We start from the raw sequence: 13,747 nt of genomic DNA, 5'->3' as shown, positions 1-13,747 counted from the left end.
TTCAGGCACAGACCGCGTCTTCCGGCAGACACGGGCGCGTTCGTTGCTCTCTTATATCCTTAGGTCCGATGACAAGCATATCACCACAAAGCCGCACTACCGCACCCTCGATCAAGCCGCGATCGAACAATTGACGTGCACATTCCGCGCCAGATTCGAGGGCGGCAGCGATCTCGTTCCGTGACAATTCACCGACATGCCGGGTGACGAGACGCGCGCCGAGATCGCTATCGGGCTGAAGCTCGCAGGCCGCCTGCCTGACGATGGCAGGATGCCCGGGCAAATCCACGGCATTGGCGATGACCGTCGCCGCCGCATCGGCCTGCGACGCCGTCGCGGCCAGCACCGTCACCGCGTCGGCAATCCCGAGCGAAAAGCTGCGGCCGTGGCGCCCGCTGGTCGCAACGCCCCGTACCGGGTCATCCGCATCCACGCTCAAGGCCCGCATCACGCCGTCACGATCGGGACGATCCATCAGGCCAATCGAAAAATGCTCGCCTCTGCCGAGATGCAGAGCGATGTCGCCGCCATTATTGACATAGGCCCGATCAAGCGTTGCAGCGCCCAGCATGGCGCCGAGGATCTCTTCGGCCACGCTGCCGGCAACGGCGGCCATCGGCGTGATGAAGCCATCGGCGGCAAAGGGCGCGACAGCCGCGAGCATCCGGCGCGCCACCACGCCGCTCAGTGAGGTCCGCGCCTCGGCCGCAGCGCGCAGCGCCGGCAGCTCTGCACAGAGCTCGTCGAGCAATCCGGTGAACCGCTGCGCCGCGGCCTCATAGGCCGCACGTACCGCGTCCGCACGCCCCTTCGCCTCGATGATCAGGTCGATCGGTCCATCCTGCAAATGCAGCCGCCGGCCATCAGACAGCAATGCGATTTGCGGTAGCCTCGTCATGCCCGTGGCCCAGGAATCGGGTTCTGCCACGGCAGCTGCCGCACATCCTCGCCGTTCTGCACCTCGGACAGCGGCTTCACGTAATCCATGTGGCCGCCGAGCGCGGCGTAATCAGACAGCTTCATCGTGAACTCGATCGGTGCGACCAGCGCCGGGGTCGGAACGTAGCCGAAAGCCCCCGCCGGCATCTGCGTCACATCGACCATGTAGGTGATGCCGCCGCCGGGCCAGACATAGACCGGCGCGCCGCCGCTGGTGACGCGCGTCAGCGCGTCTTTCACCGAGCGCGTCAGCCGCACCGGATTGTCGGTGACGCCGGCGCGCAAGGAACCGCCGGCCCCGGCCATGAACAGCACCGTGCACAGCGCGGGCTCGCAGTTCTCCTGGATGCGCTCGACCGAGAACTTCAGATCATCAGGCATCTCGGCCTCGACCGGCTTCAAGGCCTCGTCGAGCACGTAGTAGGACGAATGCTCACCTGTCGTGGAGACCATCAGCATGGTCAGACCGGGTCGGGCTTCCCTGGCATCGAATGGTCCGAGGATCGCTAGCGGATCGGAGATGTCGGTGCCGCCCCACCCCGTGCCGGGATCGGCGACCTGGAAATAGCGGCCAGGCGTCGAGCGCCTCCCCTTCATCTTGATGCCGGTGTCGGCGATGTCGAGCAGCTTGCCGGCCTGGTGCTCGCTCAGCACGCCGGTGATGTGGTCGTCGACCACGACGACTTCGTCGACCTTGCCATGCCATTGCTTGGCGAACATGCCGATCGTCGCCGAGCCGCAGCCGACGCGCATGCGCTCTTCCCTGACGCCGTTGACGATCGGCGGCTGGCCGGCCTGCACCACCACCGTGGCGCCGCCGTCGATGGTGAGCTCGACCGGCTTGCAATTGGCGAGGTCCATCAGCGTATCGCAAGTGACGCGCCCCTCCTTCTTGGAGCCGCCGGTCAAGTGATGCACGCCGCCGAGCGACAGCATCTGCGAGCCGTATTCGCTGGTGGTGACATGGCCGACCGCCTCACCCTGCGCGCGCACGGTCGCGGTCTCCGGACCGAGATAGCGGTCGGTGTCGATCTTCACCTTGACGCCGCAATAAGAGAAGATGCCCTCGGTGACCACGGTCACCATGTCGACGCCTTCGACCTCGGCGGAGACGATGAAAGGCGCCGGCTTGTAATCGGGATAGGTGGTGCCCGCACCGATCGCCGTCACGAAAGTGGAAGGCTCATGGACGATCTTGCCGTCCCAGTCTTCGGTGCGGCTGAACGGAACCAGCTTGCCGCCATGCGATACGGTGCGCTCCAGGATCACGTGTGGATCGACGCGGACGAGCTTGCCGTCGTGGTTGGCGTAGCGGTCGCAGGCACCCGCCGCGCCCGGCTTGATGTAGCACATCACCGGACACGCATCGCAGCGGATCTTGTCGATGGCGGCGCTCGTCGTTTCAGTCACCATGTCGGAGCCAGCTGGCGCGGGTTATCATTCGTATACGAACGATGTTGCGCGCGGTCGCCTCCGACTGTCAAGCGGCGGTGCAGTGCAAAAGATGCAGCTGCCGCATAAAGCCTCATTTGCCCATCCACTCTGTCCACAAACAAGGCAGCCGCGCTGCAGTGCGGCATGCACGGCTTGCACGTTTGTGTACAAACGGTATCGTCGCGATGTCGAATTTGATGCGGGCTTGGGACCTAGGGATGACGCAGACATCGATCCGCCTCACCGTGAACGGCAGGATCCACGAGATCGATGCGGCGCCGGAGACGCCGCTGCTCTACGTGCTGCGCAACGATCTCGCGCTCAACGGCCCGAAATATGGTTGTGGTCTCGGCGAATGCGGCACCTGCACTGTCCTGATCGACGGAGCTGCAGCACGCGCCTGCGTGATTCCCGTCAGCGGCTGCGCTGGCCGCGACATCGTGACGCTCGAAGGGCTCGGCATGCGCGACAAGCCTGACGCCGTGCAGCAGGCCTTCATCGACGAGCAGGCCGCGCAATGCGGCTATTGTCTCAACGGCATGATCATGACCACCAAGGCGCTGCTCGCGATCAACCCGCGGCCGACCGAACAGGAGGCGCTGGCGGCGCTGCGCTACAATCTCTGCCGCTGCGGCACCCATGTCGAAATCCTGCGCGCCGTGATGCGGGCGTCGGGCCAGCTCACCGAGGCGGCTGACTGATGGCCTCCCCTGTTTCGAACGGAGCCGACCGGTCATCGGGATCGCTTGTCGTCGTCCGCACCGTGGATGAGATGACGTCCGAGACCTTCCTCCGCATCACGGCCGACGGTTCGGTCACGGCCTATAACGGCCATGTCGATCTCGGCACCGGCATTCGCACCGCACTCGGTCAGATCGTCGCCGAAGAGCTGGATGTGTCCTTCGCTCGCGTCGTGATCGTGCTCGGCGACACGGCCCTGGTGCCGAACCAGGGCGCGACCATCGCGAGCGAGACCATCCAGATCACCGCCGTGCCGCTGCGCAAGGCCGCAGCGCAGGCGAGAGGTTTCCTGATCGCGCGCGCGGCGGAGCAGCTGGAGCTGCCGGAGGCCGATCTCAGGATCGAGGACGGCCTCGTGCGGGGACATGACAACCGCAGCGTCAGCTATGGCGAGCTGATTGGCGGCGAAGAGATCCGGCTCGAGCTTGCCGAAGATGTCGCGGTCAAACCCGTCGGCGACTACGCGATCGTCGGTCAGTCCGTCCCGCGCGTCGACCTGCCGGCCAAGGCCACGGGCGAGCTGACCTTCGTCCACGACATCCGCCTGCCCGGCATGCTGCACGGCCGCGTGGTGCGGCCGCCCTATGCCGGCGTCGATGCAGGACCCTTTGTCGGCACCAGCCTGATCGGCGTCGATGAAGCATCGGTCCGCGCCATTCCCGGTCTCGTGGCCGTGGTGCGCATCGGCGATTTCGTCGGTGTCGTCACCGAGCGCGAGGAGAATGCGATCCGCGCGGCGGAGCAGCTCAAGCTGAGCTGGAAACCGACGCCCACCCTCACCGATCTTTCCGACGTCGAGACCGCACTGCGCACCAATCCATCGACCCCGCGCACCCTGATCGACAAGGGCGATGTTGGCGCGGCGATATCCGGCGCGGCCAAGCCGATGCAGCGCACTTATGTCTGGCCCTATCAGATGCACGCCTCGATCGGCCCCTCCTGCGCAGTCGCGGACTATCACGACGGCAATATCAGGGTGTGGTCCGGCACGCAGAATCCGCACCTTCTGCGCAGCGATCTTGCGCTCCTGATCGAGCGGCCCGAGAGCGAGATCGAGGTCATCCGCCTGGAGGCCGCGGGCTGCTACGGCCGCAACTGCGCCGACGACGTCACCGCGGACGCGCTGCTGCTGTCGCGCGCGGTCGGCCGTCCCGTGCGTGTGCAGCTGTCGCGCGAGCAGGAGCACGCCTGGGAGCCCAAGGGCACCGCGCAGCTCATCGACGTCAATGGCGGGCTCGATGCCGACGGCGGCATCGCCGGTTACGACCTCGCCACACGGTATCCCTCGAACGCCGCGCCGACACTGGCGTTGCTGCTGACCGGTCGCATCTCACCGGAGCCGGCCGTGCTCCAGATGGGCGACCGCACCGCGATCCCGCCCTATGACTACGAGCACATGCGCGTCGTCGCCCACGACACGCCGCCGATCGTGCGCGCGTCCTGGTTTCGTGGCGTCTCCGCGCTGCCGAACACCTTTGCGCACGAATCCTACATCGACGAGGCCGCCACCGAGGCCGGAATCGACCCGATCGAATATCGCCTGCGTTACCTGAAAGACCAGCGCGCCATCGATCTCGTCAATGCCGTGGCGGAGCGCGCCGGCTGGACGCCACGCCCTGTGAGGCAGGACAAGGACGGCGAGGTCGTGCACGGGCGCGGCTTTGCCTATGCCCTCTATGTCCACAGCAAGTTTCCCGGCTACGGCGCGGCCTGGTCGGCCTGGGTGACAGATGTTGCCGTGAACAAGACAACCGGCGACGTCAGCGTGACCCGCGTCGTCGCCGGGCAGGATTCCGGCCTGATGATCAACCCGGACGGCGTGCGCCACCAGATCCACGGCAACGTCATCCAGTCCACCAGCCGCGCGCTGATGGAAGAGGTCTCGTTCGAACGCGGCGCGGTGGCGGCGCGCGAATGGGGCGCCTATCCGATCATCCCCTTCCCCGACGTGCCCAAGATCGACGTCTTGATGCTGCCGCGGCAGGACCAGCCGCCGCTCGGCGTCGGCGAGTCCGCCTCGGTGCCGAGTGCGGCGGCGATTGCCAATGCGATCTTCGATGCCACCGGCGTGCGCTTTCGCGAGCCGCCGTTTACCCCGGAACGTATCTTGAAGGGGTTGTATGGTGAAACAGCGGCTGTGCCCCAGCCCCTGCCCGCGCCCTCGCCGCCGTCTCGCATCTGGGAAAACCCGTTCGCCAAGCGCGCCGGCGTCTTCGCAGCAATTGCGGCGGTGTGCACGGCTGCGATCGGCATTGGCGCCGCGCTGCTGCCGGGGCGGGCGATCGCGCCGATCGCACGGCCCGACGCATCGGTCTATTCCGCAGCGACGATCGCCCGCGGCGAGCAGCTTGCAGCGCTCGGCAATTGCGCGGAGTGCCACACCACGGTTCGAGGCGCGCTCAATGCCGGCGGCCGCGCGCTGGAGACCCCGTTCGGCACGATCTACAGCACCAACATCACGCCCGATGTCGACACCGGCATCGGGGCATGGTCCTATCCCGCCTTCGCGCGCGCGATGCGCGACGGGCTGCATCGCGACGGGCGGCAGCTCTATCCGGCCTTCCCCTACACGCATTTCGCCAAGACCAGCGACGCGGACATGCAGGCGCTCTACGCCTATCTGATGGCACAGCCTGCGGTGCGCGCGACGCCGCCGGCGAATCAGCTCGCCTTCCCGTTCAATCTCCGTCCACTGCTCGCGGGGTGGAACGCGTTGTTTCACGAAGCGACGGAGTTCAAGCCCGATCCGACAAAATCGGACGCCTGGAATCGCGGTGCCTATCTGGTCGAAGGTCTCGGCCATTGCAGCGGCTGCCATTCGCCGCGCAACGCATTCGGCGCCGTGCAGCGCAATGCCTATCTCGCCGGCGGCTTCGCCGAAGGCTGGGAGGCGCCAGCGCTGACCGCGCTCTCGCGCGCGCCGATCCCGTGGAGCGAGGACGAGCTGTTTGCCTATTTGCGCACCGGCCATTCGCGCCATCACGGCGTCGCCGCCGGCCCGATGGCGCCTGTGGTCAGGGATCTCAAGGCCCTGCCCGACCAGGACATTCGCGCGATGGCGGTCTATCTCGGTTCTTTCAACGCCGCCGCCGCCGACGCACCTGTTCTCGCCGCGAGGCTGGAGAGCACAACGCAGGTCACCGTCGCCTCCTCCACCGGCGCGCGGCTCTATCAGGGCGCCTGCGCAGTCTGCCACGAGGTCGGCGGCCTGCCGCTGTTCGGCACTCGCCCCTCGCTCGCGCTGAACAGCAACCTGCACAGCGCGACGGCGGACAATCTGGTCCAGGTGATCCTGCACGGGATCACTGATCCGGTCTCCAGCGATCTCGGCTACATGCCGGCATTCAGGAACAGCATGAGCGACGCGCAGATCGAGGAGCTCGTCACGTTCCTGCGCAGGCAGTTCGCACCCGACAAGCCGGCATGGCCGGGCGTGCGCGATACGATCGCGCGGGTGCGGCGTGTCGGCGCACTGAGATAAGGCGAAGGAAGGCGTGGCTGAACGCTCGCCTGTGGCCATCCTTCGAGACGTCCGCCTGCGGCGGGCCCTCAGGATGAGGACGGAGTACGTGGGACGAGTTCAATAGGGCAAGGCTGCCGCTTAGCCTCACCCTGAGGAGACCGCGAAAGCGGTCGTCTCGAAGGGCGAGGCGCTTGCTCAGACCTCGCCCCGCTCACGCCTACAACTCTAACCGTGCTTCATCTCCACCGGCGGCGTGCCGTGGGTGTGGAAGGACTCGATCGTCTTCAATCCCCAGGCCTGGCCTTTCTTGCGCTCCTCCTCGGTCCACACGATCGGCTTCCAGTCGGGCGCGAGGATGAGGCGCGCGCCGGCATTGGCGACCTCGACGCGGTTGCCGCCGGGCTCGTAGACGTAGAGGAAGAAGGTCTGCTGGATCGCGTGCTTGTGCGGGCCGGTCTCGATGTGCACGCCGTTCTCGAGGAAAATGTCGGCCGCGCGAAGAATCTCCTCGCGGCTGTCGAGCGCGTAGGTGACGTGATGGAAACGGCCCGGCACGCCGGAATGGTCGAGCGAATAAGCAAAATCGTAGCTCTTGTTCGACATCGTCAGCCACATCGCCGCTTCCCGGCCGTCGTTGAGCACGATCTGCTCCGTGAGACGGCAGCCGAGGTAATTCTCGAAGAATTCGCGGTTGGCCTTGATGTCGACCGCGAGGCAATTGAGGTGATCGAGACGCCGGACATTGACGCCGCGCGCGGGAAAGCGCTGCGCCTGGTTCTTAAGCGCGGGCGTCAGCTCCGGCGGTGCCTGGTACCACTCGGTCTCGTAATAGAGCTCGACGATGTGGCCGTCGGGATCGCGGCAACGGAAGGTCGGGCCCTGCCCCATGTCGCCGTCGATCCAGCCAATGTCGAAGCCGGATCCCTTCAGCGCGGCGACGCGGCGCTCCAGCGCCTGCTGGCTGCGCGCGCGCAGCGCCATGTGCTCCATGCCCGAGGTCTTCGACGCCGTCAGCTTCAGCGAGTAGCGTTCGTAATCGTCCCAGCCGCGCAAATAAACCGACTCGCCCTTTTGGCCGCTGACGGTCATGCCCATGACGTCGACGAAGAATTTCAGGCTCTCATCGGGCTTGGGCGTCAGCAGCTCCATATGGCCGAGATGAGCAAGATCGAGGATCGGTTCGGGCTGCATGTCTTCCTCCAGCACGGCTGGCGATCCGCCGGATCGCGCGTTCGGGTGCAGGATCGCAACAGGCTGACCCACCCGAAGGCGGCAGCGAGGCCGCCGGTTCATTTGTACTAATGTACAAATGATTAGGTCCCGTCAACAAATCAAATGCCAGTCTGGACTCGGATGACGTTCGCTGCGCGAGGGCCATCATTCCCGAAAACGGGAAGCGGAGTGACCGGATGGTAAAATATTCCTTAAACCCCTCTTTTGCGCCAGCGGCCCTTGACTGCAGCATTTTCCCGACGTTTCCGCCCATAAGTCCGCGTTCGGAAACAAACCTCACGGCCGAATTGTCACAGATTTAACGAAGCGGCCGCGCCTGGCGCTTAACCGTTTGTCCAGCGACGGCCGGGCATAGTCCGGGACAAATCCTCTCGCTCTTGCCAGGTTGATTGATCGTGACATCCTTTGGACGCGTGATTTCGGTTCGCGGATCGCTCGCCCGGGTCGGGCTGCTGGCGGAAAGCCAGATGCCGATCTCGGAAGTTCGGGCAACCGTCGGCCGCTTCGTCAGCATTCGCAGTGCCAGCTCGGTCATCGTCGCGATGATCACCGAGGTGTCCTGCGAGAATTTGTCGAGCAGCGACAATTATATCGCGGTCGCCTCGGTCGACCTGCTCGGCGAAATCCTCAACGCCAGCGACAAGCCGAAATTCCAGCGCGGCGTCACCAATTATCCGACCATCGGCGATGCCGTCGACCTGATCACCAGCCAGGAGCTGCGCACGATCTACGCGCCGACCGGCTCGGACCAGATCAATGTCGGGTTCCTTCAGCAGGACCGCTCGGTCGTCGCCTATGTCGACGTCGAGGAAATGCTGTCCAAGCATTTTGCGGTGCTGGGATCGACCGGCGTTGGCAAATCCACCGGCGTGTCGCTGCTGCTCAACGAGATCCTGAAGGCGCGCCCGAACCTGCGCATCTTCCTGCTCGACGTGCACAACGAATATGGCCGCTGCTTCGGCGACCGCGCGCTGGTGCTCAACCCGCGAAACCTGAAGCTGCCGTTCTGGCTGTTCAACTTCGAGGAAATCGTCGACGTGCTGTTCGGTGGCCGCGCCGGCGTGCCCGAGGAGCTCGACATCCTCGCCGAGGTGATCCCGCTCGCCAAGGGCGTCTACACCCAGTACCAGAACGCCGACCGCATCGGCCTCAAGCGCATCGATCCCAAGCAGATCGGCTACACCGTCGACACGCCGGTGCCCTATCGCCTGGTCGACCTGATGTCGCTGATCGACGAGCGCATGGGCAAGCTCGAGAACCGCTCTTCGCGCATCATCTATCACAAGCTGATCTCGCGCATCGAGGCGGTGCGCAACGACCCGCGCTACGCCTTCATGTTCGACAACGCCAATGTCGGCGGCGATACCATGGCCGAGGTCATCAGCCATCTGTTCCGCCTCCCGGCCAACGGCAAGCCGATGACCGTGATGCAGCTCGCCGGCTTCCCGGCCGAAGTCATCGATTCCGTCGTCTCGGTGCTCTGCCGCATGGCCTTCGATTTCGGCCTGTGGAGCGACGGCGTCTCCCCGCTGCTGTTCGTGTGCGAGGAAGCGCATCGTTACGCCTCCGCCGACCGCAACATCGGTTTCGGGCCGACCCGCAAGGCGGTGTCGCGCATCGCCAAGGAAGGCCGCAAATACGGCGTTTATCTCGGCCTCATCACCCAGCGCCCGGCCGAGCTCGACGCCACCATCATCTCCCAGTGCAACACGCTGTTCACGATGCGTCTTGCCAACGACCGCGACCAGGCGCTGCTGCGCGCCGCGGTGTCGGACGCCGCTGCCAACCTGCTGTCCTTCGTGCCCTCGCTCGGCACGCGTGAAGTGCTGGCCTTCGGCGAGGGCGTCGCGCTGCCGACGCGGTTGCGCTTCAAGGAGGTGCCTCCGCATCAATTGCCGCGAGGCGAAGCCACCATCTCGAGCGTGCCGTCCGTCACCTCCGGCCACGACATGCATTTCGTCAGCGCCGTGCTCGAGCGCTGGCGCGGCGCCACCTCGCAGCGCGACGTGCCGAACGATCCGGTGTTCTCGGCCCCGCCCGCCAAGACTCTCTCCAACGTCGAGGCCCCGATGCTGCAACCCTCGATGGGGCTCGATCCGGACCGCTTCTCGCTGCTGAAGAAGCCGCTGCGGTAAGAGGCGGACGGCCGCCTCCGCAAATTCCGGTGTCATGCCCCGGCTTGACCGGGGCATCCAGTGCGCCGCAGCTTCTCGGCTCAAGCACTAACCCGATTGGATCGGGCGATGACATGGCGCAAGGCCGGCGGGAGATGACGGATAAGACATGACCGAGCTGGACTGGCCCGAAATCCTGCTGCGTCTCGGAAGCGCGACGCTCGCCGGCAGCGCGATCGGCCTGAACCGCGACCTGCACGGCAAGCCGATCGGGCTGAAGACGCTCGGAATCGTCGGGCTCTCCACCGCGACCGTCGTGCTGCTTGCGGTCCAATTCGCCGAGCCCGGCAAGATCACCGATGCGGCGAGCCGTGTGATCCAGGGCATCCTGACCGGCATCGGCTTCCTTGGGGCCGGCGTCATCGTCCATGAAAGCGAACGTTTTCGCGTGCGCGGACTGACCAGCGCCGCCTGCACCTTCCTGGCCGCCTGTCTCGGCATTGCCTGCGGCGCCGGGCAATGGAAGATCGTGCTGGCCGCGCTGGCCTTCGCCTTCGTTCTGCTGACGATCGGCCGTCGCCTGGAGCGCTGGCTGCATCGGATGCTCGGTGGCAAGGACGATCCTCATCGGGTGGAGGCTTCGACAAAGACGGCCCGCCGGGACGAAGGCTAGAATCGCAGCCGCCGCGCCCATATCGGTTTCAGCAATTCGAGCACCGTGAGCACCAGCAGGCCTGCGCCGAGCGTGACCATCAGATCGTTCAGGTGCAGGGGACCGAAACGAAACAGGCCGGACGCCGGCGGCCAGACCAGAGCAGTGGTCAGAATCGACGCGATCGACACGAAGATCCAGAGCAATGCCGGGTTCGGACGGAAGAAGGCGGACAGGAACGAGGCGCTGAAGGACCGGTTGACCAGCACCAGCGCGACGATGCAGACGACGAGCGCGATGAAGGCGAGCGTGCGCGCCTCGTCGGCAGATATGCCGGAACGAAGCGCGACGATAAAGATCGCGGCGATCAGCGCAAATGCCAGAACGCCCTGAAGAACGCTCCAGCCGACCAATGCCCACGAGAACAGCACCGCATCGGCGCGCCGCGGCGGGCGCGCCATGACATCGCGCTCGTCCCGCTCGGCTTCGAACACCAGCGAGCAGACGGGGTCGATGATCAGCTCCAGAAACGCGATGTGAACGGGGCCGAGAATCACCGGCAGCCCGAACACCAGGGGAAGCAGGGCAAGCCCCGCGATCGGAACGTGGACGGCGAAAATGAAGGCCATCGCCTTGCGGAGATTGTCGTAAATCCGGCGCCCGAGGCGGACGGATGCGACAATCGATCCGAAGTCGTCGTCGAGCAGGACGATCGAGGACGCCTCGCGGGCCACATCGGTGCCGCGGCCGCCCATCGCGACGCCGATATGGGCAGCCTTCAGGGACGGCGCGTCGTTGACGCCGTCGCCGGTCATCGCGACGATCTCGCCGCCACGCTTCATCGCCTGAACGATCCGCAGCTTCTGCTCCGGCAGGACCCGGGCGAACACGTTCACGTTCCTGACGAGCGCCTCCAGCTCGCCCTCGTTCGCGAGCTTGATCTGCTCGCCGGTCACGACCTCCTCGACGTCGAGCCCGGCCTGCCCGGCGATCGCCATGGCGGTCGCAGGATAGTCGCCCGTGATCATGACGACGCGAATGCCGGCCGAACGACATTCCGCCACTGCCTCGGGGACGCCAGGACGCAGCGGATCGGCCAGCCCGACGAGACCGAGGAAGCGAAACGAAAAGTCTTGCTGCGAGGTCGGCAGACTCTCACTGCCATGGCTCGCAGCGGCCACGCCCAGCACGCGGAGGCCGTTCTTCGCCATCGCCGCGACCGAATCGCGCATCGCCTGCTGCTGCGCACCGTCCAGCTTGCAGAGGCGGGCGATCGCCTCCGGGGCGCCTTTCGCCGAAGCGAAGACGTCCTGATGATGCGGCAACCGCCAAACCTGGGTCATCGCCAGCAGCTCGGGCCGCAGGCCGTAGGTGCGTATCAAGGTCCGAGCGCCGCCGGCTTCCTCATCCTTCGGCAGCTGCGCCTGCACGAACGTGTGCAGGGCCTTCTCCATCGGGTCGAACGGTTCCGGCGAGCTCGCCAGCACGCTGCAACGCGCCAGCTCGAAGAACTCTGCTCCCACGGGAGCGGGCTGCGATGAGGCAAGGCGCATGCTCGTCCCGTCGCGCAGCCTCAGCTCCGCAACCGACATCCGGTTCTGCGTCAGCGTGCCGGTCTTGTCAGTGCACAGCACCGTGGCAGAGCCAAGCACCTCGATCGCGGCGGAGCGCCGCGTCAGCACGCGCGCCTTCGAGATGCGCCAGGCACCCATCGCCATGAACACCGTGAGGACGACGGCAAACTCCTCGGGAAGCATGGACATCCCGATGGCGATGCCCCCGAGCAGCGCCTGCAGCCAATCCCCGCGCAACGTTCCGTAAAGCAGGACAGCGGCCAGGCTGATCGCTGCGCCGCCGAGAAAGCAAAGCCGCACGAGCCGTGCGGTCTGTTGTTGCAACCGCGGCGGCTCTGCCTGCAAGCCATGCAGCGACAGTCCGATCTTTCCGATCTCGCTGCGAGGGCCGGTGGCCTCGACCTCGGCTAGGCCCTCGCCTCGCACCACCAACGAGCCCGAGTACACGAAAGGCTGATCGTCGCCGCCCGGGCGATGCTCGGCCGAAGCGGCTTCGGGCGCCGGCGTCTTGACGGCCTGCTTGCGAACAGGGACCGACTCGCCGGTCAGCAGCGACTCGTCGACCGCCAGATCATGCGCGCTGACGAGCACCGCGTCCGCCGGCACCCGGTCGCCTTCGGCCAGGACCAGAAGATCGCCGCGGACGACGTCGCGTCCCGCGATCCGCCGCCGCTCCCCATCCCTGACCACGAGAGCGCGTGGACTGGTCAGCTCCCGCAGGGCTTCCAGCACACGCTCGGTGCGGGTTTCCTGCACGATCGTGATCACGACGGAGATGGCGCCGAACGCCAGGAGAAGCAGCGCCTCGCGGAGGTCGCCGAGCAGGAGGTAGACCAGCCCGCCGCCCAGGAGCAGCGCAAGCATCGGTTCGCGCAGCACTTCCAGCACGATGCGCAGCGGCGTGCGCCGCTCGGCCCGAGGCAGTTCGTTGAAACCGTCCTGTTGCAGCCGCAGCCGAGCTTCGGTTTCGCTCAGTCCGCCGGAAACGCCGCGTTCTGCCTTGCTCACGTCTTCCGCCGCAGGCCCCAGAGACTTCCAGCCCCCACGATGGCCGTCACAAGCAGGACGGCGACGAAGGTCTGAATGATGGTGAAGTTCAGGGCATCACGCGCCACGAACAACGCGGTGATGGCGCCGGCAATGACGAAGAGGATGCGGAAGATGATGCTCATGGTCGTGTCTCCAGTTCGCATGACCTGGAGCCCACCTCACCCCCGACATCGGGGCAGAACGCTGCTTCGGCAATCATGCAGGCGGACAGTACCGGGCTGCCACCATACACGTTTGCGGAATGTCAAACCGTTACCTCTGACGCGATGGCGCTTCCCGCGAACTCCGCCGCCCGTTTGCTTGCTTCATTACATTCTCATGACAGGCGCGGTTCAGCGAAGGGGGTGGCTCGCAGGTGAAAATGACGCCGCCGGCGGGGAAATAAAGTTCCCGTCCTGCGGGAATCAAAATGATTTCACAATCGAATACGCTTTATTAAGAGTCTCGCTCCCTACTGGCGCAAACACTTCGGCACAACCTTCACGGTTTCCGTCAAAGTCCTTGACGGAGACGCGGACGAGTCGTGCCTGCCAGAGGGCGCGATCTC

Annotated in this window: 9 protein-coding genes; 4 read left to right on the top strand and 5 right to left on the bottom strand. The window is 65.7% G+C overall.

Annotated features, from left to right (window positions below; translation table 11 throughout):
- Nucleotide 1: 1 nt before the first annotated feature.
- Nucleotides 2-898 carry a UPF0280 family protein gene (locus tag DCM80_RS24060; protein WP_257194025.1) on the bottom strand — a complete coding sequence of 299 codons (897 nt, stop codon included), beginning with the start codon at nucleotides 896-898 and terminating at the stop codon, nucleotides 2-4.
- Nucleotides 895-2,352: a 6-hydroxynicotinate reductase gene (locus tag DCM80_RS24055; RefSeq protein WP_257194024.1), complete on the bottom strand. Its 1,458-nt coding sequence runs from the start codon at nucleotides 2,350-2,352 to the stop codon at nucleotides 895-897. The genes DCM80_RS24060 and DCM80_RS24055 overlap by 4 nt, the downstream gene beginning before the upstream one ends.
- Nucleotides 2,353-2,591: 239 nt before the next feature.
- On the opposite strand from DCM80_RS24055, the gene DCM80_RS24050 reads away from it, so the two are divergent.
- Nucleotides 2,592-3,074 (top strand): (2Fe-2S)-binding protein, encoded by a 483-nt coding sequence (locus tag DCM80_RS24050; protein WP_257194023.1) that lies wholly within the window; start codon nucleotides 2,592-2,594, stop codon nucleotides 3,072-3,074.
- Entirely contained in the window at nucleotides 3,074-6,595 is a 3,522-nt protein-coding gene (locus DCM80_RS24045) for a molybdopterin-dependent oxidoreductase (RefSeq protein ID WP_257194022.1), read from the top strand. Before DCM80_RS24050 ends, DCM80_RS24045 begins: the two co-directional genes overlap by 1 nt.
- A 207-nt stretch (nucleotides 6,596-6,802) precedes the next feature.
- Here the strand turns inward: DCM80_RS24045 and DCM80_RS24040 are convergent, their stop codons facing one another.
- A complete protein-coding gene (locus DCM80_RS24040) occupies nucleotides 6,803-7,768 on the bottom strand; it encodes a catechol 2,3-dioxygenase (protein ID WP_028135695.1) in 966 nt (321 codons plus the stop codon).
- Between the two features lie 437 nt (nucleotides 7,769-8,205).
- Between DCM80_RS24040 and DCM80_RS24035 the strand changes: the two genes are divergently transcribed.
- Together DCM80_RS24035 and DCM80_RS24030 are read left to right on the top strand one after the other, a co-directional pair.
- A complete protein-coding gene (locus DCM80_RS24035) occupies nucleotides 8,206-9,945 on the top strand; it encodes an ATP-binding protein (RefSeq protein WP_257177785.1) in 1,740 nt (579 codons plus the stop codon).
- 148 nt (nucleotides 9,946-10,093) lie between these two features.
- Nucleotides 10,094-10,597, top strand: a complete 504-nt coding sequence (locus tag DCM80_RS24030; RefSeq protein WP_257194021.1) for an MgtC/SapB family protein — start codon at nucleotides 10,094-10,096, stop codon at nucleotides 10,595-10,597.
- On the opposite strand, the gene DCM80_RS24025 is transcribed toward DCM80_RS24030, so the two are convergent.
- Both DCM80_RS24025 and DCM80_RS24020 read right to left on the bottom strand, forming a co-directional pair.
- Nucleotides 10,594-13,158 (bottom strand): cation-translocating P-type ATPase, encoded by a 2,565-nt coding sequence (locus DCM80_RS24025; protein WP_257194020.1) that lies wholly within the window; start codon nucleotides 13,156-13,158, stop codon nucleotides 10,594-10,596. The two genes, DCM80_RS24030 and DCM80_RS24025, sit on opposite strands and share 4 nt — an antisense overlap.
- Nucleotides 13,155-13,322 carry a hypothetical protein gene (locus tag DCM80_RS24020; RefSeq protein WP_196236018.1) on the bottom strand — a complete coding sequence of 56 codons (168 nt, stop codon included), beginning with the start codon at nucleotides 13,320-13,322 and terminating at the stop codon, nucleotides 13,155-13,157. The genes DCM80_RS24025 and DCM80_RS24020 overlap by 4 nt, the downstream gene beginning before the upstream one ends.
- Nucleotides 13,323-13,747 lie beyond the last annotated feature (425 nt).

The sequence above is a fragment of the Bradyrhizobium sp. WBOS08 genome (genome assembly GCF_024585125.1).
Taxonomy (GTDB): Bacteria; Pseudomonadota; Alphaproteobacteria; order Rhizobiales; family Xanthobacteraceae; genus Bradyrhizobium; species Bradyrhizobium japonicum_B.
Note: the sequence above shows the minus strand (reverse complement) of the source record. Positions and strands in the feature narration are given on the sequence as shown.

What these genes read in the sequence shown, in the direction of transcription:
- DCM80_RS24060 (WP_257194025.1), bottom strand. Translation starts at nt 898, where the DNA reads ATGACGAGGCTACCGCAAATCGCATTGCTGTCTGATGGCCGGCGGCTG.
- DCM80_RS24055 (WP_257194024.1), bottom strand. Translation starts at nt 2,352, where the DNA reads ATGGTGACTGAAACGACGAGCGCCGCCATCGACAAGATCCGCTGCGAT.
- DCM80_RS24050 (WP_257194023.1), top strand. Translation starts at nt 2,592, where the DNA reads ATGACGCAGACATCGATCCGCCTCACCGTGAACGGCAGGATCCACGAG.
- DCM80_RS24045 (WP_257194022.1), top strand. Translation starts at nt 3,074, where the DNA reads ATGGCCTCCCCTGTTTCGAACGGAGCCGACCGGTCATCGGGATCGCTT.
- DCM80_RS24040 (WP_028135695.1), bottom strand. Translation starts at nt 7,768, where the DNA reads ATGCAGCCCGAACCGATCCTCGATCTTGCTCATCTCGGCCATATGGAG.
- DCM80_RS24030 (WP_257194021.1), top strand. Translation starts at nt 10,094, where the DNA reads ATGACCGAGCTGGACTGGCCCGAAATCCTGCTGCGTCTCGGAAGCGCG.
- DCM80_RS24020 (WP_196236018.1), bottom strand. Translation starts at nt 13,322, where the DNA reads ATGAGCATCATCTTCCGCATCCTCTTCGTCATTGCCGGCGCCATCACC.